Source organism: Actinomadura rayongensis (assembly GCF_009831215.1).
In the GTDB taxonomy this organism is placed as follows: Bacteria; Actinomycetota; Actinomycetes; order Streptosporangiales; family Streptosporangiaceae; genus Spirillospora; species Spirillospora rayongensis.
The window spans coordinates 190,332-207,734 of the sequence record NZ_WUTW01000001.1 but is presented as its reverse complement, the minus strand read 5'-3'; the positions used below and the strand labels follow the sequence as shown (position 1 = coordinate 207,734).

The 17,403-nt window shown below is 71.7% G+C and carries 19 protein-coding genes and 3 tRNA genes; 3 read left to right on the top strand and 19 right to left on the bottom strand.

Translation table 11 applies throughout. The annotated features are described in order from the left end of the window. Nucleotides 1–2: 2 nt before the first annotated feature. From GQ466_RS00955 to GQ466_RS00915, 9 genes are all read right to left on the bottom strand, one after another. Complete coding sequence (locus GQ466_RS00955; RefSeq protein ID WP_161100881.1) at nt 3–1,415, bottom strand: DHA2 family efflux MFS transporter permease subunit; 1,413 nt, start codon at nt 1,413–1,415, stop codon at nt 3–5. 50 nt (nt 1,416–1,465) lie between these two features. Beyond that, a complete protein-coding gene (locus GQ466_RS00950; protein ID WP_161100880.1) occupies nt 1,466–2,026 on the bottom strand; it encodes a TetR/AcrR family transcriptional regulator in 561 nt (186 codons plus the stop codon). A 24-nt stretch (nt 2,027–2,050) separates the two neighbouring features. Next, a complete protein-coding gene (locus GQ466_RS00945) occupies nt 2,051–3,139 on the bottom strand; it encodes a UDP-N-acetylmuramate dehydrogenase (protein ID WP_161102315.1) in 1,089 nt (362 codons plus the stop codon). 29 nt (nt 3,140–3,168) lie between these two features. Continuing rightward, the gene (locus GQ466_RS00940; protein WP_161100879.1) at nt 3,169–3,594 is read right to left on the bottom strand and encodes a MaoC family dehydratase; all 426 of its coding nucleotides are present in this window, start codon (nt 3,592–3,594) and stop codon (nt 3,169–3,171) included. After that, nucleotides 3,594–4,031, bottom strand: a complete 438-nt coding sequence (locus tag GQ466_RS00935; protein ID WP_161100878.1) for a MaoC family dehydratase N-terminal domain-containing protein — start codon at nt 4,029–4,031, stop codon at nt 3,594–3,596. Before GQ466_RS00935 ends, GQ466_RS00940 begins: the two co-directional genes overlap by 1 nt. Before the next feature lie 138 nt (nt 4,032–4,169). After that, the gene (gene rpmG, locus GQ466_RS00930; RefSeq protein WP_103564423.1) at nt 4,170–4,334 is read right to left on the bottom strand and encodes a 50S ribosomal protein L33; all 165 of its coding nucleotides are present in this window, start codon (nt 4,332–4,334) and stop codon (nt 4,170–4,172) included. Nucleotides 4,335–4,454: 120 nt separating this feature from the next. Next, nucleotides 4,455–4,528 (bottom strand) — tRNA-Met (locus GQ466_RS00925). A gap of 201 nt (nt 4,529–4,729) precedes the next feature. Then, a tRNA-Thr gene (locus GQ466_RS00920) sits at nt 4,730–4,802 on the bottom strand. 70 nt (nt 4,803–4,872) lie between these two features. Continuing rightward, nucleotides 4,873–5,628: a protein phosphatase 2C domain-containing protein gene (locus tag GQ466_RS00915; protein ID WP_161100877.1), complete on the bottom strand. Its 756-nt coding sequence runs from the start codon at nt 5,626–5,628 to the stop codon at nt 4,873–4,875. Between the two features lie 522 nt (nt 5,629–6,150). Between GQ466_RS00915 and GQ466_RS00910 the strand changes: the two genes are divergently transcribed. Together GQ466_RS00910 and GQ466_RS00905 are read left to right on the top strand one after the other, a co-directional pair. Further along, nucleotides 6,151–6,450 carry a hypothetical protein gene (locus GQ466_RS00910; protein ID WP_161100876.1) on the top strand — a complete coding sequence of 100 codons (300 nt, stop codon included), beginning with the start codon at nt 6,151–6,153 and terminating at the stop codon, nt 6,448–6,450. Beyond that, complete coding sequence (locus GQ466_RS00905; protein ID WP_161100875.1) at nt 6,434–6,940, top strand: DinB family protein; 507 nt, start codon at nt 6,434–6,436, stop codon at nt 6,938–6,940. The genes GQ466_RS00910 and GQ466_RS00905 overlap by 17 nt, the downstream gene beginning before the upstream one ends. A gap of 826 nt (nt 6,941–7,766) precedes the next feature. On the opposite strand, the gene GQ466_RS00900 is transcribed toward GQ466_RS00905, so the two are convergent. Beyond that, nucleotides 7,767–7,848 (bottom strand) — tRNA-Tyr (locus tag GQ466_RS00900). Nucleotides 7,849–7,908: 60 nt separating this feature from the next. Continuing rightward, nucleotides 7,909–8,730 (bottom strand): peptidoglycan-binding domain-containing protein, encoded by an 822-nt coding sequence (locus tag GQ466_RS00895; RefSeq protein ID WP_202419911.1) that lies wholly within the window; start codon nt 8,728–8,730, stop codon nt 7,909–7,911. A gap of 174 nt (nt 8,731–8,904) precedes the next feature. Here GQ466_RS00895 and GQ466_RS00890 point away from each other — a divergent pair, with 174 nt between their 5' ends. Continuing rightward, entirely contained in the window at nt 8,905–9,393 is a 489-nt protein-coding gene (locus GQ466_RS00890; RefSeq protein ID WP_161100874.1) for a YajQ family cyclic di-GMP-binding protein, read from the top strand. Here the strand turns inward: GQ466_RS00890 and GQ466_RS00885 are convergent. The 8 genes from GQ466_RS00885 to GQ466_RS00850 form a co-directional block, all read right to left on the bottom strand. Then, nucleotides 9,380–9,640 (bottom strand): hypothetical protein, encoded by a 261-nt coding sequence (locus tag GQ466_RS00885; protein WP_103564435.1) that lies wholly within the window; start codon nt 9,638–9,640, stop codon nt 9,380–9,382. The two genes, GQ466_RS00890 and GQ466_RS00885, sit on opposite strands and share 14 nt — an antisense overlap. 235 nt (nt 9,641–9,875) lie before the next feature. Beyond that, complete coding sequence (gene htpX / locus GQ466_RS00880) at nt 9,876–10,730, bottom strand: zinc metalloprotease HtpX (RefSeq protein ID WP_161100873.1); 855 nt, start codon at nt 10,728–10,730, stop codon at nt 9,876–9,878. Between the two features lie 70 nt (nt 10,731–10,800). Further along, nucleotides 10,801–12,288: an NADH-quinone oxidoreductase subunit N gene (locus GQ466_RS00875; RefSeq protein ID WP_161100872.1), complete on the bottom strand. Its 1,488-nt coding sequence runs from the start codon at nt 12,286–12,288 to the stop codon at nt 10,801–10,803. A gap of 5 nt (nt 12,289–12,293) precedes the next feature. Continuing rightward, nucleotides 12,294–13,796: an NADH-quinone oxidoreductase subunit M gene (locus GQ466_RS00870; RefSeq protein ID WP_161100871.1), complete on the bottom strand. Its 1,503-nt coding sequence runs from the start codon at nt 13,794–13,796 to the stop codon at nt 12,294–12,296. Next, the gene (locus GQ466_RS00865) at nt 13,793–15,868 is read right to left on the bottom strand and encodes a proton-conducting transporter transmembrane domain-containing protein (protein ID WP_161100870.1); all 2,076 of its coding nucleotides are present in this window, start codon (nt 15,866–15,868) and stop codon (nt 13,793–13,795) included. Before GQ466_RS00865 ends, GQ466_RS00870 begins: the two co-directional genes overlap by 4 nt. Next, entirely contained in the window at nt 15,865–16,233 is a 369-nt protein-coding gene (gene nuoK, locus GQ466_RS00860) for an NADH-quinone oxidoreductase subunit NuoK (RefSeq protein WP_161100869.1), read from the bottom strand. Before nuoK ends, GQ466_RS00865 begins: the two co-directional genes overlap by 4 nt. Beyond that, nucleotides 16,233–16,748, bottom strand: a complete 516-nt coding sequence (locus tag GQ466_RS00855) for an NADH-quinone oxidoreductase subunit J (RefSeq protein WP_161100868.1) — start codon at nt 16,746–16,748, stop codon at nt 16,233–16,235. The genes nuoK and GQ466_RS00855 overlap by 1 nt, the downstream gene beginning before the upstream one ends. Beyond that, a complete protein-coding gene (locus tag GQ466_RS00850; protein WP_237417566.1) occupies nt 16,745–17,275 on the bottom strand; it encodes a 4Fe-4S binding protein in 531 nt (176 codons plus the stop codon). Before GQ466_RS00850 ends, GQ466_RS00855 begins: the two co-directional genes overlap by 4 nt. Between the last annotated feature and the right edge of the window lie 128 nt (nt 17,276–17,403).

Genomic DNA, 17,403 nt, shown 5'->3' with positions numbered 1-17,403 from the left:
CGTCAGGACGCGGCGGGTTCGACCTCGCGGACGGGCGCGGCCGGCGCCGGGTGCGGTTCGGCGCGCGGCAGCAGGAGGGTGAGCGCGGCGGCGGCGGCCAGGACGGCGGTGGCCGTCCAGAGCGCCGGGTGCAGGCCGTCGGTGAAGGCGGCGGGGCTCGTCACGTCGCCGTTGGCGCTGAACACCGCGCCGAGGACGGCGATCCCGAGGACCGTTCCGAGCTGGCGGAACGTGTTGCTGGCGCCGGACGCGACGCCGCTCAGCCGGTCCGGCGCGAACGCGAGGACGAGCCGCGCGACGGGCGCGAAGAACAGCCCCATACCGATCCCGCAGAGAACGAACCCGGGGACGTATTCGGCGTAGGCGGTGCCGGGTCCGCTGGCGGCGGCCGTCCAGGCGAGTCCGGCGGCCTGGCAGGCGAGGGCGGCGGTGAGGACGGGCCGGGCGCCGAACCGGGCGGCGAGCGGCGCGGTCAGCGGGGCGGCGAGCAGCGGCATCGCGGTCCACGGGAGGGTGCGGACGCCCGCGCCGAGCGGCGACATGTGGTTGACGGCCTGGAGGTACTGGATGAGCAGGAACGTCGCCCCGAAGATCGCGAACGCCATGGCCATCGTGACGACGTTGACGACGGTGAACCCCCGGCTCCGGAACAGCGTGAGCGGCAGCATGGGCGCGTCGGTGCGCAGTTCGCGGACGGCGAACCCGGCGAGCAGGAGCGCGCCGCCGACGAAGCCCGTGAGGACGAGCGGGCTCGTCCAGCCGTGCTCGTTGCCGCGCACGAGCCCGAGGACGACGCCGACGAGGCCCGCCGACAGCAGCACGGTCCCGGGGACGTCGAGCCGGCGGGCGCCGCCGCGGCTCTCGGCGAGGAACGCGGGGGTGAGCGCGAGCAGGACGATCCCGACCGGCACGTTGATCCAGAAGATCCACTGCCAGGACGCGTACTCGGTGACGGCGCCGCCGACGACGGGGCCGAGCGCGACGCCGAGCCCGCTCATGACGCTCCAGCCCGCGAGCGCGAGGCCGCGCCTGGCCGTCGGGACGGCGGCGGCGAGCATGGTGAGCGTGAGCGGGGCGACGATCGCGCCGCCGACGCCCTGGACGGCGCGGGCGGTGATGAGCGCGCCGGTGCCGGGGGCGAGCGCGGCGGCGGCGGACGCGAGCGTGAACAGCGCGAGCCCGGCGGTGAAGACGCGGCGGCGGCCGAGCCGGTCGGCGAGCGCGCTGGCGGGCAGGAGCAGGACGGCGAAGGTCAGCGTGTAGGCGTTGACCGTCCATTCGAGCCCTTCGAGCCCGGCGCCGAGGTCCGCGCCGATGGACGGGAGGGCGTTGGTGACGATGAGGTTGTCGAGCGTCACCATGAACAGGGCGAGTCCGGTGACGATGAAGGTGCGGATCGCGTTGGGGGGTCGCATGCTTCCTCCTTAATTAGTTATCAGTCACTAACTTCGATGGGCCGAAAAAATCACGGGCGCTCCGCGTCGCGGGCCCAGTCGGCGAGCCAGCGCCCGTCGAGCCTGCGGCCCGGCGGGAACGGCACGCCGAACGCCTGGAGGACGTTGCCGAGCATCCCGCGCGCGACGAACTGCATGATCTCGTCCGGGTCCACGCCGGACAGCTCGCCGAACAGCCGCCACAGCGCCGCGAACCGGACGTGCCCGACGGCGCGGATCTCGGCGTCGTCGACCGCCGCCGCGTAGATCTGGAGCTGGAGCCGCAGGAGCGTCTGCTCCTTGGTCAGGATCTCCTGGTAGGCGTCGATCATCGCCTCGATCGCCGCGCGCCCGTGCCGGCCGCCGACCGCGTCGCGCATCCGCTGCTCGATCGCGCCGAAGCAGCGGTCGGCGGCGGCGGTGAACAGCGCGTGCTTGGTCGGGAAGAGGCGGAACAGGTACGGCTGCGAGACGCCCACGCGCTTGGCGATGGCGGCCGTCGTGGTGCCCTCGAAGCCGGTGCGCGAGAACTCGGCGACGGCCGCCTCGATCACCTGCTCGCGGCGCTCGGCGGCGCTCATCCGGGGGCTCATGGCGGCTAAGTTAGTGACCAATAACTAACTTGTCAACGTCACGCCGACGAGCACCGGTTCGTTGACCAGCTCGACGCCGAACGCCGCGCGCACCCCGTCCCGCACCTCGCGGGCCAGGGCCAGCAGGTCTTCGGTCGTTCCGTCGCCCGGATTCGTCAGCGCGAGCGTGTGCTTGGACGAGATGCGCGCCGGACCGTTCCCGTGCCCCTTGGCGAACCCCGCCCGGTCGATCAGCCAGGCCGCCGACGTCTTCACGCGCGGCGTCCCGTCCGGCGCGGGCGCCTCGGGATAGCGCGGGAACGCGACGTCCGGGCCGAGCCGCGCCGCGACGCGCCGCTCCAGCTCCGCCAGCGCGTCCGGGCCGAGGACCGGGTTGGTGAAGAACGAGCCGGCGCTGCGCGAGTCCGGATCGGCGGGGTCCACGACCATGCCCTTGCCGCGCCGCAGCTCCAGCACCGCGTCCCGGGCCTCCTTCAGCGGGACGCGCTCCCCCGGCGGCACGCCGAGCGACCGCGCCAGCTCCGCGTACGCGATCGGCTGCGAGTCGTCGCCCTCGCGCAGCAGGTACCCGACCTCCAGGACGACGTACCGATCCGAGCCCTTGAAAACGCTGTGCCGGTAGGTGAAACGGCACTGCTCGCGGTCGAGCGTGACGGTCTCGTTCGTTTCCCGGTCGTACGCGCGCACCCACTGGATGGTCTCGGCGACGTCCTGGCCGTACGCGCCGACGTTCTGGATCGGTGTCGCGCCGACGCGGCCGGGGATGCCCGCCAGGCACTCCACGCCGGCCAGCCCGTCGGCGACGCAGCGCGCGACGAACGGGTCCCACTCCTCGCCGGCCTGCGCCGCGACGACGACCCGTCCGCCCTCGACCGCGCGCCGCTCGGTGCCGCGCGTGCCGACGTGGACGACCGTCCCGGGGAACCCTTCGTCCGCGACGACGACGTTGCTGCCGCCGCCGAGCACCAGGACCGGCTCGCCCGCCTCGTCCGCCGCCGCGACGGCCTCGACCACCTCGGCCTCGGTCGTGGCCTCCACGAACCGGCGCGCCGGGCCGCCCAGCCTGAGCGTCGTGTATCCGGCCAGGTTCACGTCTTCGGCGAACACCGCCACGTCGTCCGTCCCCTTCTCTCGGCGGGCCGTCACGCGAGGCGGACGACGGCCTTCGCGCGGGTCAGCACCTTCTGGCCCTCGGAACGGGCGGTGAGGGCCACGACGACGCGGTTGCCGTCCAGCTTCTCCTCGACCTTCCCGCTGATCTCCAGCGTCGCGCCGCCCTCGTCCGGCACGACCACCGGCGAGGAGAACCGGACGCCGTAGTCCAGCACCGCGCCCGGATCGCCCGCCCAGTCGGTGACGAACCGTCCGCCCTGCGCCATCGTGTACATGCCGTGCGCGATGACGTCCGGGAGCCCGACCGCCTTGGCGTGGCTCTCCCGCCAGTGGATGGGGTTGAAGTCGCCGGACGCGCCCGCGTACATGACGAGGTTCGCGCGGTCCACCGCGAACGTCCGCGCCGGGATCTCCTGGCCCGGCTCGACGTCGTCGTACTTCACCTGCGCGGCCATCAGGCGCCCCGTTCCACGATCGTGTTGAACGTCCGGCAGATCGGCTCGCCGCCGGTCGTCTCCACGACGGTCTCCACGGTGATCTTCTCGTTGCCGCCGATCGCCTTGATGTCGGTGATCGTCGTGGTCGTCGTGATGACGTCGCCCGCGCGGAGCGGACGCGTGTACTCGAACCGCTGCTCGCCGTGGACGATCATCGCGTAGTTCAGCCCGAGCGCGGGGTCCACCAGCGCGGGGTCGCCGAGGGTGACGACGATCGGGAACGTCGGCGGCGCGATGACGTCGGGATGCCCCGCCGCCTTGGCCGCCTCGGGGTCGCGGTAGATCGGGTTCGGGTCGCCGATCGCGTCCGCGAACTCCCGGATCTTCACGCGGCTGACCTCGTACGGCTCGGAGGGCGGGAAGCTTCGTCCGATGAAGTCCCGGTTCAGTGCCATGCCGTTCGTCCTCCCGCCCGACCCGGGCGCCGAGCGCCCGCCAACCGCTCTGCCAGGGACCCTAACAGAACGGCGTTCAGCCCGCCCCCGGCGTGTGCGGGGACGGGCTGAGCGTACGCCGGGCGAACGCCGACCGCGTCAGCGCGTCTCGCGGTGCGCGCGGTGGCAGCGGCAGTTCGGGCAGTACTTCTTCAGCTCCATGCGGTCCGGGTCGTTGCGCCGGTTCTTCCGCGTGATGTAGTTGCGGTGCTTGCACTCCTGGCAGGCCAGCGTGATCTTCGGCCGTACGTCGGTGGCAGCCACGATGGAGTGCCTTTCTGCTAGGGACAGGGACGTGACGTCGGCCGCCCTGCTCGGGCGACCGGTCGGAGCAACCAGGCCCGCCCGCCCCCGTTCGATGCCGGGGGCGAGAGGCCAAGGTAGTAGCGAGGGCCGGACTTGAACCGGCGACACAGCGATTATGAGCCGCTTGCTCTGCCTGACTGAGCTACCCCGCCGAGATGGTCAGCGTGACCGGGCGCCAGGATACCCGATGTCCGCCGCGACCCTGGAATCCGTGTTGCGCGAGACGACCCGGTTCCGGACGATCCGACCGACCCCAGGATACCGCCTGCGGGGATGACCTGCGAATCGCACGATCTCTCGCTGCGGAACGGGAAAGGCCAGCCTCCGCGCGGAAACTGGCCTCTGACCTGGGGAGCCCCTTTACGGAATCGAACCGTAGACCTTCTCCTTACCATGGAGACGCTCTGCCGACTGAGCTAAAGGGGCCTGTCGTCCTGCGGCCTCGCGGTCGCGGCGACGGGTGTAACCATACACGGCCGCGCACGCGGGTGCGACTTCACTTTCGCGGGGTGCCGCCGAGATAGATGACGGTGGCGTCGTCATGCGTCTTCCCTCGCCGTCCGGGCAGGTCATGGGCCTGTTCGGCGGCGCGGGTCCGCCGGATCAACTCGCCCGGCCCGTGCTCCTCCACAAGATCGAGAAGCCCCCGCCAGCTCATCGTCCCGAACCGCTCAACGAGCCGCGACGCACCATCCGACAGCAGCGCCGCTCTCTTCACGTTCACCGCCGTCCCGGTGAGCGCGTGCCGCGCGGCCTCCGGCCTGGCGGCGGCCACCCAGAACCCGCCGACGCTGTTGCGCGACCTGCGGACGGTCTCCACGTCGTAGGCCGGCAGCCGGTCGACCCGGTCGTCCCGGACGACCGTGACGTCCCCGTCGTCCAGGACGATCGGCGAATCGGCCAGCACCAGCCAGTCCAGGCGCCCTTCGTCCCACCGCACCATCGCAACGGTGGCCGACGGACTGTCCGGATTCTCCAGGTCACACCCCGCATGCAGCCCCCTGACACGGCGAATGGCCTCTTCGAGAACATCCGCAAGCCCCTCACCGTCCTGCACGGCAAGCCGCGCCGCGAGCACACCGCCGAGCCGCCGCACCAACCAGCCCGGCCCATGCACGCACCCGGTGGTGACCTTCGGATGCTGGGTGGCACCGTCGAGCACGACGGCCCAACCGTCCCCCACCGCCGCGAAGTCCTCATTGACCAGCCCGGGCGTCGCCTCAGTGGCCAGACGCACGTCCACCCCGCCCATCACGCCGGAACGGACCCCTCAAGCGGATGGTGCTCCTTGCCGGTGTTGCCGCACATGCGACAGGGCTCGTCCACCCGCACCCAGCTCAGCGCCCCGGCACCGTCCCGCTCGGGCTTCTCCGGACGCCACCACCCGGACCCACCGCAGAACCGGCACGCCCACCCGTCCTGATCGCACCAGGCACACGACTCGTCACCACACCGGTCACGCCTACCACTCACCGCCAATTCCCCCGCCCCTCCACAGCCGCTCGCACACCAGGCCACGGCCCTGTCCACGCCGACCGACCCTCACCCCGTTCGCCCACGCTCCCCCTCACACCCACAGATCCCCAGCATCCCGCAGACTTCCACCACCGTCCACGCCCTGCAAACACCAAACGCCGCACCGACAATCCCATTCCAACAAAGCCGCACTCCGACCACGACGCACACCTCTCCTTACCCAGAAGCAACCTCCCGCCGTGTTGCATATCCGGACAGGCCGACCGGCCCAGAAAGGAAACCCCACCTGGGCGCACACGTGAGCGGCTTCCGCAAAGAGATCACCGACGCCGTCACCATCCGCCAGCCCCCGACCTCTGCCCAGCATGTTCAACGCTTCCCCGGCGAATCAGCAAACCTGGAATGGTACCCGGCCAAAGACTGGACGCCGGCGAGACTCAACAACTACGATCTCGAAAGACCCGCGCTGTGTCAGCGTGAGGTACCCACAACACGGACATGCGCTCGTGTAAGCCATCAACGCACCATGCCCGGAAGCGAAATACTCGACACCGGCCACGGCGACCGGGCAAGCTCACGCGATGACCAGGATCGATGACACGCCGCACGCGTGGGACGAGCGCACCCAGCTCACCACATTTCTCGACTACGCACGTGACACCGCTCGCGCCAAGTGCCAGGGCGTCTCCGCAGAGAACGCACGCAAGGCGATCCTGCCGACCTCACCGCTGATGACCATGAGTGGAGTCGTCAGCCATCTCCACTGGGTCGAATACTACTGGTTCCAGGTGGTCTTCCTCGGCGAAGAAGACCGGGGCCCGTGGACCGAGGATGACCCTGACCGCGAGATGCGAATCGCCGTCGACGTCCCGCTCACGCAGTTGCTCAACGAATACGCCGAGCAGAGCACCCGTTACCGCGAACTGGTCGCCGGCCACAACCTCGACAAGCGGGCCCGGCGAGCCGTCCGCAACGGCCTTCACATCGATCTGCGATGGATTCTCTTGCACCTCACCGAGGAGACCGCCCGCCACAACGGCCACCTGGACATCCTGCGCGAAATGCTCGACGGCACGACCGGCGACTAAGTCCGATACCGTCGATCAATGGGCCGAACCCACCCGAAAAGCATGATCACAGCCGTCAGGCGGTGAGGAGGGCCACGGTCCCGCACCCTTCCAGCCCAGCTTGCGACGTCCCGCACTAGCGGAGCTCCTGTAGCAACGCGCCCCGAGCCATGTTCGTCCAGCCATCGGCGGAGGCTAGGGCCGGCTCACGTCCGGGATGCTTGCGTGCGAGTGAGAGTCCAGCCCGCAAGAACGGTGCTCGTCTTCATGCCGCTGCAGAAGCTGCTCCCACGTGTTGATCTCGGGATACCAGCCGGTGAGGTAGTGCGGAGCAACAACGCGCTGGCGCGCAAGCTGGACGGCAGGTCGGCGGCGGCTTCCACTGTCGCGCGCAAGCGGGCCGTCTTCTACAACCCTTTCGAGGTGGCCCGTTCGCTTCCGGAGCCGGGAGCGCGGCGGACGGACGACCGATCGACGCACGCCGAACGCGGGCGTCTCGCTGCGGCTCAACGCCGGTGTTCCGGCGACCGACGTCGCCGACGAAGCCGGACATGGCCTGAAGGTGTTGCCGGAGATCTACGCCAAGCGCATCGAAGGGCAGAAGCCCCGGACGCACAGGCGGATCGATGACGCGCTCGACAACTGATCCGACTCATCCCGTGGGGACTCCGGCTCGCGCCGGAGTCCCTTCGTCTTTTCCGGCCCGACCTGCCAAGACACGCGCGGATCGATTCCGCGTATATTCCGGGACCGGTGACAAACGGCTGCGCCCGGCTGTCCGTCGGTGTCTCGGACAGCACGACGGCCCCTGACCGTTGTGCATGGTCAGAGGCCGTTTTCGCTGGTGTGGCGGGTGCAGGGTTCGAACCTGCGTAGGCTAAGCCGACGGATTTACAGTCCGCTCCCATTGGCCACTCGGGCAACCCGCCGTGGCGTCGCTTTCGCGACGGCACTGGAAAGGATAGCGGACGGCGCGGGTGGTCGTGACATCAGGTGTGGACGCGGAGGAGGACGGGCCAGGTCTGGGGGCCCACGACGCCGTCCTGGTGGACTTTGCCCCACTTCTGGACGGCGCGGACGGCCTTCTCGGTGGCGTCGTCGAAGCGGCCCGTGAGCTTGATGTCGGGGTGGGAGCGGGCCTGGAGGAGGGCCTGTAGCGTCTCTACGTGCTCGCCGCGGGCGCCTTTGGCGAGTTCGGGGAGCTTCTTCACCATCGACTCCGTCCAGTTGGCGTCGTAGGAGGGGCGGCCGAAGCCGGCGATCACGCCGGCGGCGCGGACGCGGCGGCGCACCGCGTTGCCCGTGTTGGCCTCGATCGTTTGGAGGCGTCCGCCGCCTAGGTTCTTTTCGACGACGCCCACGTGGTCCACGGCGTCGATCGAGTTGGACGTGCCCCAGTCGAAGAACACGATGTCGCCGGGCTTGGCGTCGCGGACGTTGTCGGTCGTTCCGGCGTGCCAGGCGCCGGCCTTGCGGAAGTCCTCGGCGTGGAAGACGGTGTAGGCGCGGTCGCCGCCGGGCAGGACGGCGTCGGCGTTGCCCGAGCGGCGCGCCCAGTACGTGATCGCCATGTCGCACCAGGACGCCGTCAGGTACTCCTTGCCGTGCCGGGCCGCGTAGGAGCGCGTGATCGCGTTCGGACGCCCCTTCAGGCCGAGGGACTTGCGGGCCTCGGCGAGCATGGACGAGTGGGTCGCGTCCTGGCGGGCGCTCAGGATGTCGCGTTCGTCGGGCTCGGTGGACCGGTGCGCGTCCGGGTGGGCGTCCACTTTGTCCAGATGCTTCACTTCCTTGCGCTTTGTCTGCCTCATCGGGCCTCCGGGGTCGCTTCGGGGGACTGATCAACCAGCGCGGCAAGCCGTTCGTCACCAGGCGTGCCCTCCCGGCCGCCACCGCACACGCACCCCGGAGGTGACGGCTCGCTACCCTGAGCGGATGTGTCGCGGCGCACGCCGGACCGAACGTTCCACAGCTAGGAGACCCCGTTGGCGGACAGCAGCTTCGACATCGTGAGCAAGCTCGACCGGCAGGAGGTCGACAACGCCCTCAACCAGGCGGCCAAGGAGGTCGCGAACCGGTTCGACTTCCGCAACGTCGACGCCGGGATCAAGTGGTCGGGCGAGGCGATCGACATCCAGGCGAACTCCGAGGAGCGCGCCAAGGCCGTCCTGGACGTCCTGCGCGACAAGCTCGTCAAGCGCGGCATCTCGCTGAAGGCGATCGACCCGGGCGAGCCGAAGGCGCAGGGGAAGATCTACAAGCTCGGCGTCGCGCTCAAGGAGGGCATCTCCCAGGAGGACGCCAAGAAGATCGGCAAGATCATCCGGGACGAGGGGCCGAAGGGCGTCAAGGCCCAGATCCAGGGCGACGAGCTGCGCGTGTCGGCCAAGAAGAAGGACGACCTCCAGGGCGTCATCGCCCTGCTCAAGGGCAAGGATTTGGACGTCGCCCTCCAGTTCGTCAACTACCGCTGAGCGGCGTCCCCCGGCCGTCGCAGGCGGGGCATTCCGCGCCGCGGTGCAGGCCCGAACCCCGGCAGAGCGGGCAGAACCTGGTCCGCTCGGGGGTGCGGAGCATCTCGTCCCACGCCGCCCGGATCGACGCGGGCTCGCCGCCGTAGGGGACGCTGCCGCCGTACATGCCCGTCCCGCTGGAGGCGACCTCGCCGCCTCGCGGGGACTGGGGCGACGGGATGTGCCGGTGCCGGTCGCCGCGCTCCATGACTCGCCTCCTCGGGGAACCGCTCACGAGCCTGGAGCAGCGCGGTCCGGCGGTCAACCCGATCGGGAGAACAGCGCGGGACGTGTTCTTGTCACTCAGGTGAGCGTACGGGCCGCCGGCGTCGTCGGCGGCGGCCCGCCCGCCCGGGGAGCGCGCCGGTCCCTCCCCCGCAGAAGGTCCGGCGCGCTCGTTGTCTCTGACGCGGACGGACGCGCGATGGTTCGGATCGTTCCGGTCAGCGGTGCCCGGCCATGCGCTCCAGCCGGGCGATGCGCTCGGCGGTCGGCGGGTGCGTGGAGAACAGGCGGCCGATGCCCGCGCCCCGGAACGGGTTGGCGATCATCAGCGAGCTGGTGGTGGCGAGCTGCGGGTCCTGCGGGAGCGGCAGTGCCCGGGTGCCCGCCTCGATCTTGCGGAGCGCCGACGCCAGAGCCAGCGGGTCCCCGGTGAGCCGCGCGCCGGACGCGTCGGCCTGGTACTCGCGGGTGCGGCTGACGGCCATCTGGACGACGGCGGCGGCGACCGGCCCGAGCACGAGCATGAGCAGCGCGCCGAGGACGCCGGGCCCGTCGTCGTCCTCGGACCGTCCGATCGGCAGGAAGATCGCGAGCTGCGACAGGTAGGTGATGACGGTCGCGATCCCGGCCGCCACCGACGCGATCAGAATGTCCCGGTTGTAGACGTGTGACAGTTCGTGCCCGAGGACGGCGCGCAGTTCCCGCTCGTCCAGCATCCGCAGGATGCCGCGCGTGCAGCACACGGCGGCGTTGCGCGGGTTGCGTCCGGTCGCGAACGCGTTGGGCTGCGCGGTCTCGGAGATGTACAGGCGCGGCATGGGTCGGCGCGCGGCGACCGACAGCTCCCGGACGAGCCGGTACAGCACCGGCGCCTCGACCTCGCCGACCGGATGGGCGCGCATCGAGCGCAGCGCGATCCGGTCGCTGAAGAAGTAGGCGGCGCCGTTGACGCCGAGGGCGAGGAGCAGGGCGAGGAACAGTCCGGGGCCGCGTCCGAACGCCCATCCCGCCACCAGCATCAACGCCGACAGTGAGGCGATCAGCGCCGCCGTCTTGACGCCGTTGAACCGCACGTCCCCGACCTCCCCGCAGCGAGTTCCGACCCACTCGGACAACGGGTTGACCAGGTGAAATGTTCCCGTATCAGGTGACGGAGGTCACTGCCTGCAACACCAGCTGCGGCGCGACCGACAGCACGACGGCCCCGGCGGCGGCGGCCCCGACGGCGAACCGGACGGGCAGTCCCGGCACGGCGGTGGCGTACGGCCGTCCGGTCGGCTCGGCGAACAGCAGCACGGCCCAGCGCAGGTAGTAGAACAGTCCGATCACGGTGTTGAGCGCCATGATCACGGCGAGCCAGGTCGCCCCGCCCGCGACGGTCGAGCGGAACACGACGACCTTGGCGAACAGCCCCATCACGCCGGGCGGCAGGCCCGCGAGGCAGATGAGGAAGAACGCGAGTGCGGCGGCGACGGCGGGGCTGCGGCGGCCGAGGCCCCGGAAGTCGTCCAGGGCGTCCGCGCCGCCGACCGCGCCCGCCCGGCGGCGGAACCCGACGACGACCGCGAACGCGCCGAGGTTCATCACCGCGTACAGCGCGACGTAGGCGGTGGTGGCGGCGACGGCCTCGGGCAGCCGGTGCGCGCCGGACGCCAGCGGCGCGAGCATGTACCCCGACTGCGCGACCGACGACCAGGCCAGCAGCCGGATCGCGGTGCCCTGCCGGAGCGCGAGCAGGTTGCCGAGCGTCATGGTCAGCGCGGCCATGATCCCGACGAGCGGCCCCCAGACGTGCCCGTAGGCGGGGAAGCCGAGCGCGAGGACGATCACGAGCCCGGCGAACCCGGCGGCCTTGGAGATCACCGACAGGAACGCGGCGACGGGCAGCGGGGCGCCCTGGTAGACGTCCGGCGCCCAGAAGTGGAACGGGACGGCCGCGACCTTGAACCCGAACCCGGCGAGCACCAGCATGATCCCGACGCCCGCGACGGGGTCCAGGTCGGACGGCAGCTTGGCGAGCGCGGGCGCGATGCGATCCAGGTGCATCGCGCCGGTCGCGCCGTAGACGAGGCTGATGCCGAACAGCATCACGGCCGACGACACGACCGACACGAGGAACAGCTTGACCGCGGCCTCGGACGCGACGCCGTCGTAGCGGCGCAGCGCGACCAGCGCGAACACCGGCAGCGACAGCGTCTCCAGCGCGACGACGAGCAGCACGAGGTCGCGCGCGGCGACGAGCGTGACGGCGCCGGTGACGGCCGACAGCAGCAGGAAGTGGTACTCCCCCGCCGGGATCCGCGAGTCGGTGATCTCGCGCAGCGACAGCAGGACGACGACCACGGCGGCGGTGAGGACGACGCCCTGGAACAGCAGCGTGAAGTCGTCCGCGACGTAGGAGCAGGACGCGGGGCCGGAGCCGCGCAGCCCGCCGGGCACGCAGAACGTGGCACGCCGCTCCCCGGCCGCGAGCGCAATCACCGCGACGAGCGCCGCGCCGAACGCCGACCCCGTCACGAGGCCGAGCACGCGGCGCGCGACGCCGAACGCGTCCGCGACGAGGACGGCCAGCGCGGCGGCGGCGAGGATCAGCGGCGGCGCGACGGCCGCGTAGTCGATGCCCTGGATCATGGGCGTCAGCCACCTCCAAGCAGCGCGCGCACCGGGCCGGTGGTCACGTCCAGCAGGGTCTTCGGCCAGAGCCCGACCAGCAGGGTCCCGGCGACGAGCGGCGCCCACGCGGCGTACTCGACCGCGGAGATCCGCGCCGCGCCGACGGGGACGGGCTCGCGCGGCGTCCCGTGGGTGAGCGTGCTCAGAAGGCGCAGGAAGTACGCGGCGGTGAGGACGGCCCCGAGCCCGGCGACGGCCATGAACGCCACGAACGTCCCGCGCGGCAGGGCGGCGTGCGGCCGGTAGGCGCCGAGCAGCGCGAGCATCTCGCCCCAGAACCCGGCGAGGCCTGGCAGGCCGAGGCTGGCGACGGCGGCGAAGGTGAGCGTCCCGGCCAGGCGCGGCGCGGACGACAGCAGCCCGCCGCCCAGCTCGCGCAGGTCCCCGGTGCCGTACCGCTCCTTGACCGATCCGGCGACGAAGAACAGCAGCCCGGTGATGAGGCCGTGCGCGATGTTGCCGAACAGGGCCGCGTTGACGCCGACGGGCGTGAGCGTCGCGATGCCGAGCAGCACGAACCCCATGTGCCCGACGGACGAGAACGCGATCAGCCGCTTGAGGTCGGTCTGCGCGAGGCAGGCCAGCGCCCCGTACACGATGCCGATGACCGCGAACAGGCCGAGCCACGGCGCCCAGTAGGCCGCGCCGTGCGGGACGGACGGCAGCGCCACGCGGATGATGCCGTACGTGCCCATCTTCAGCAGCGCCCCCGCGAGCAGCACCGACCCCACGGTCGGGGCCTCGGTGTGCGCGTCGGGGAGCCAGGTGTGCAGCGGCCACATCGGCGTCTTGACCGCGAACCCGAGGCCCATGAGCAGGAACGCGCCGATCTGGACGCCGCGGCTCAGCCCCGCGCCGTGCCGGGCGGCGAGCACCGTCATGTCGAGCGTCCCGGCCTTGACGCCGACGAGCAGCATCCCGACCAGCAGCAGGCCCGACCCGAACAGCGTGTAGAGGATGAACTTGCGCGCGGCGTCGGCGCGTCCGGGCCCGCCCCAGATCGCGATGACCGCGTACATCGGGACGAGGACGACCTCGAAGAACACGAAGAACAGGACGAGGTCGAGCGCGGTGAACGTCCCGAGCATCCCGACTTCGAGGACGAGCAGGAGCCCGGTGAGCAGCCGCGTCCGTCCCCCGGCGGGCGCGTGCCGCGCGAGGTGAACGAAGCACAGGAAGGTCAGCAGCGCGGTCAGCACGACGAGCGGGAGCGAGATGCCGTCCACGCCGAGGTGGAACCGCAGCCCGATCGAGGACGCCCAGGACCGGTTCACGCCGAGCTGCGTCCGCGATCCCGCGCCGTAGTCGAACACGGCGGCCGTGCAGACCGCGACGAGCAGCGTCGCGCCGGACACGGCCGCGCCGAACCGGACGACGGCCGCGTCGCCGGGCAGGAACCGGCCCGCCGGGACGAGCAGCGCGAGCGCGCCGAGCAGCGGCAGCGCCGTCAGCAGCACCAGGATCACAGGAAGACCACCACCACGGCGACGATGACGACGACCCCGGCGAGGACGCCGGTGAGATAGGACTGCGGGTCGCCGCCCCCGGGCCGCCGGACGACGTCGGCGAGCCGGCGGGTGAGGCGGGCGGTGCCGGTGACCGCGCCGTCGACGTCCTGGCGGTCCACGACGGCGACGCCGTGCGCGAGCCGCCGGACGGGCCGGACGACCGCCGCCGCGTACAGCTCGTCCACGAGGAACGCGCGGGCGAGCACGGGCCGGACGCGGCCGAGGACGCGCGCCGGGTCGGCCGCCGGGTCGCGCTTCCACACCAGGTAGGTCGCGGCGGCGCCCGCGGCGAGCAGCGCGACGCCGAGCAGGGCCGACACCGGGTGCGGGCGCAGCTCGTCCGCGCCGAGGCCGAAGAACCCGAGGATCGCGGCGGGAACGGCGAGCGCGGCGATCGTCCAGGACATGACGCGCGGCGCCTCGCGCGGCTCGCCCGTCCCCCGGTAGTCGCCGAAGAAGGTCAGCAGCCAGGCGCGCATGGCGTACGCGGCGGTGAGCGCGACCGTCAGCAGCAGTGCCAGATAGATCAGCCACGCGATGCCGGTGGGGATGGCGGGGATCGTCCAGGTCTCGCTCACGATGGTGATCGGTCCCGGCTTCACGTGCGGGGAGAGGGCGGCGCCGCCTTCCCCGAGGCCGGAGATCGCGTCGTGCGGCCCGGGCGCCGGAAGGTGGCCGCCGTGCGTGGCGGCGTGCTGGGCGCCCTCGATGACGGCGTCCTTGCTGAACCAGCCGCTGACCGGCGGGACGCCCGCGAGCGCCGCGAACCCGACCGTCATCGCGGCGAACGTCAGCGGCATCCGGGTGCGCAGCCCGCCGTGCCCGGCGAGCAGGTTGGTGCCGGTCACGAAGATCACGCAGCCCGCCGCGAGGAACAGCACCGCCTTGAACGCGCCGTGCGCGACGAGGTGGAAGATCGCCGCCGACTTCGCGCCGACCGCCAGGCCCGCCGCCATCACGGCGAGCTGGCTGATCGTGGAGTAGGCGAGGACGCGTTTCAGGTCGTCCTGGGCGAGGGCCGCGAGCGCCGCGCCGACCATCGACACGACCGCGAGGACGCCGAGCACCGCCAGCGCCGCCGGAGCCGCCAGGTACAGCGGGTACAGGCGCGCGACGACGTAGATCCCGGCCGCGACCATCGTGGCCGCGTGGATGAGCGCGCTGATCGGCGTGGGGCCGGCCATCGCGTCCGGGAGCCAGGTGTGCAGCGGGAACTGGGCGCTCTTGCCCGCTACGCCCGCGAGCAGCAGCAGCGCCGCCGCGACGAGCGTGCCGTGCGGCAGGACGTCCAGCCGCCGCAGCAGCGTCGGGATGTCGAACGTGGACGCGCCGACACCGAGCACGAGGATCCCGATGAGGAACCCGACGTCGCCGAGCCGCGTCACCAGGAACGCCTTCACGGCCGCGCGGGAGTTCGCGCGGTCCTCCCAGTGGTGGCCGATGAGGAAGTACGAGCAGACGCCCATGATCTCCCAGCCGACGTACAGCAGCAGGAGGTCGCGGGAGAACACCACGAGCAGCATCGCGGCGGTGAACAGCGACACGAACGCGGCGTAGGACGAGTAGCGCGGGTCCTTCGCCATGTACGCGACGGAGTAGAGCTGCACCGCGAGCGCGACCGCGCAGACGAGGACGCCGAGCAGCGCGGCCAGCCCGTCCACCTGGAACGCGACGCGGATCGGGACGGCGCCGGTGTCCACGACGGTCAGCGCGCCCGAGCGGGGATGCGGCGAGCGCCAGAGCGTCAGCCCGACGATCGCGGCGAGGACGAACGCGGCGCCCGCCGGGACGCAGGCGAGCAGCGCGGGGCCGTTGCGGAGCCCGAACCGGGCGGCGGCGGGCGGGGTGGCGCCCTCCTGGACCGCGTCGGGGTCGGCACCGGCTTCCGCGTCGGTGACGACAGTGTGGCCTTCTGGTGCGGCGGTCGCGGGCGCGCCGCCGAGCAGCCGCGTCACCCGGGGGCCGGCGAGCAGCCCGGCGACGGCGGCGGCGAACGGCAGCAGAACGATCAGCGCGGCGAGGACGATCACCGGCCCGCCTCCACGGTCTCGGCGGGCTCGGCGGCGGGCTCGGCGGTGTCGTCGGCGGTGTTCTCGCGCAGCGTGGTCAGCTCGTCCACGTCCACCGTGCTGCGGTTGCGGTAGACGAGCAGGACGATCGCGAGCCCCAGCCCGATCTCCGCCGCCGCGATGACGATCGTGAACAGCGTGAGGACCTGGCCGCCGTGCAGCCGGTCCCGCCACCAGACGTCGAACGCGACGAGGTTGAGGTTCACCGCGTTCAGCATCAGCTCGACGGCCATCAGCACGAGGATCGCGTTGCGCCGGGCGAGCACCCCGTACACGCCGACGGAGAACAGCAGCGCCGACAGCACGGCGGGATAGACGATGTGCATCAGTCGCCGTCCTTCGGGCCGATGTCCGTCCGGGACAGGACGATCGCGCCGACGAGCGCCGCGAGCAGGAGCACCGACGCGACCTCGAACGGCAGCACCCACGTCCGGAACAGGCTGGAGCCGAGCGCGTCCGCGCTGCCGCCGCCCGCGTGGACGTCCTTGCGGTCGTAGCCGAAGCCGAGGATCACCGTGGTGACGAGCAGCGCGGCGGTCGCGACGGCGACGACCAGCGCGACCCAGCGGTTCTCGGAGTCCAGCCCGTCGCCGGGGCCGATCGGCGCGCGCGTCAGCATGATCCCGAACAGCAGCAGCACGACGACCGCGCCGACGTAGACCAGCACCTGCACCCACGCGACGAACTCGGCGGTCAGCACCAGGTAGGAGCCCGCGAGCCCGCCGAACGCGACGACCAGCCACAGCGCGGCGTGGACGATCTGCCGCGTCGTCACGCACAGCACGCCCCCGCCGAGCGCGACGGCGCCGAGCAGCACGAGCACCACGTCCTGGCCCGTCACGTCTTCCTCCCGCGCGCGGCGGCCTTCTCGGCGGCGGCGATCTCCTTGGGCGGCTCGCCGGACGGGTCGTGCGCCTGCGGCGGCGGGACGGTCCACATCCACTCGCGCAGCCGCTCCTTCTCGTGCGTCAGCTCGGCGATGTCGTACTCGGCGTACTCGAACTCCGGCGACCAGAACAGCGCGTCGAACGGGCACACCTCGACGCAGATCCCGCAGTACATGCACAGCGAGAAGTCGATGGCGAACCGGTCGAGGACGTTGCGGCTGCGCGCCCGTCCGCCGCCCTCGGCGGGCAGCGTCTCCTTGTGGGAGTCGATGTAGATGCACCAGTCCGGGCACTCGCGCGCGCAGAGCATGCAGACCGTGCAGTTCTCCTCGAACAGCGCGATCACGCCCCGGCTCCGGGGCGGCAGATCGGGCTGCACCTCCGGGTACTGGCGCGTGATGGTGCGCCGCGTCATCGTCCGCAACGTGACGGCCAGCCCCTTGGCCAGCCCGCCTCCTGGTAGCCGTCCCACGGTGGACATGATGGCGTACCCGGGGGTGCCCCGGTGCGCGCCGGGGGTGGGTACCGGCGGTCCCGCGCGTCTCACGGGCACCGTCCGCGCAGGTGGAACCGCGTTCGGTGCACCCCGACAAATCGGCCCATGAGGTG

Bases quoted from the DNA above. Each gene is read 5' to 3' on its own strand.
- GQ466_RS00955 (WP_161100881.1), bottom strand. From the start codon at position 1,415: ATGCGACCCCCCAACGCGATCCGCACCTTCATCGTCACCGGACTCGCC.
- GQ466_RS00950 (WP_161100880.1), bottom strand. From the start codon at position 2,026: ATGAGCCCCCGGATGAGCGCCGCCGAGCGCCGCGAGCAGGTGATCGAG.
- GQ466_RS00940 (WP_161100879.1), bottom strand. From the start codon at position 3,594: ATGGCCGCGCAGGTGAAGTACGACGACGTCGAGCCGGGCCAGGAGATC.
- GQ466_RS00935 (WP_161100878.1), bottom strand. From the start codon at position 4,031: ATGGCACTGAACCGGGACTTCATCGGACGAAGCTTCCCGCCCTCCGAG.
- GQ466_RS00915 (WP_161100877.1), bottom strand. From the start codon at position 5,628: ATGGGCGGGGTGGACGTGCGTCTGGCCACTGAGGCGACGCCCGGGCTG.
- GQ466_RS00905 (WP_161100875.1), top strand. From the start codon at position 6,434: ATGACCAGGATCGATGACACGCCGCACGCGTGGGACGAGCGCACCCAG.
- GQ466_RS00895 (WP_202419911.1), bottom strand. From the start codon at position 8,730: ATGAGGCAGACAAAGCGCAAGGAAGTGAAGCATCTGGACAAAGTGGAC.
- GQ466_RS00885 (WP_103564435.1), bottom strand. From the start codon at position 9,640: ATGGAGCGCGGCGACCGGCACCGGCACATCCCGTCGCCCCAGTCCCCG.
- GQ466_RS00875 (WP_161100872.1), bottom strand. From the start codon at position 12,288: ATGATCCAGGGCATCGACTACGCGGCCGTCGCGCCGCCGCTGATCCTC.
- nuoK (WP_161100869.1), bottom strand. From the start codon at position 16,233: ATGCACATCGTCTATCCCGCCGTGCTGTCGGCGCTGCTGTTCTCCGTC.
- GQ466_RS00850 (WP_237417566.1), bottom strand. From the start codon at position 17,275: ATGTCCACCGTGGGACGGCTACCAGGAGGCGGGCTGGCCAAGGGGCTG.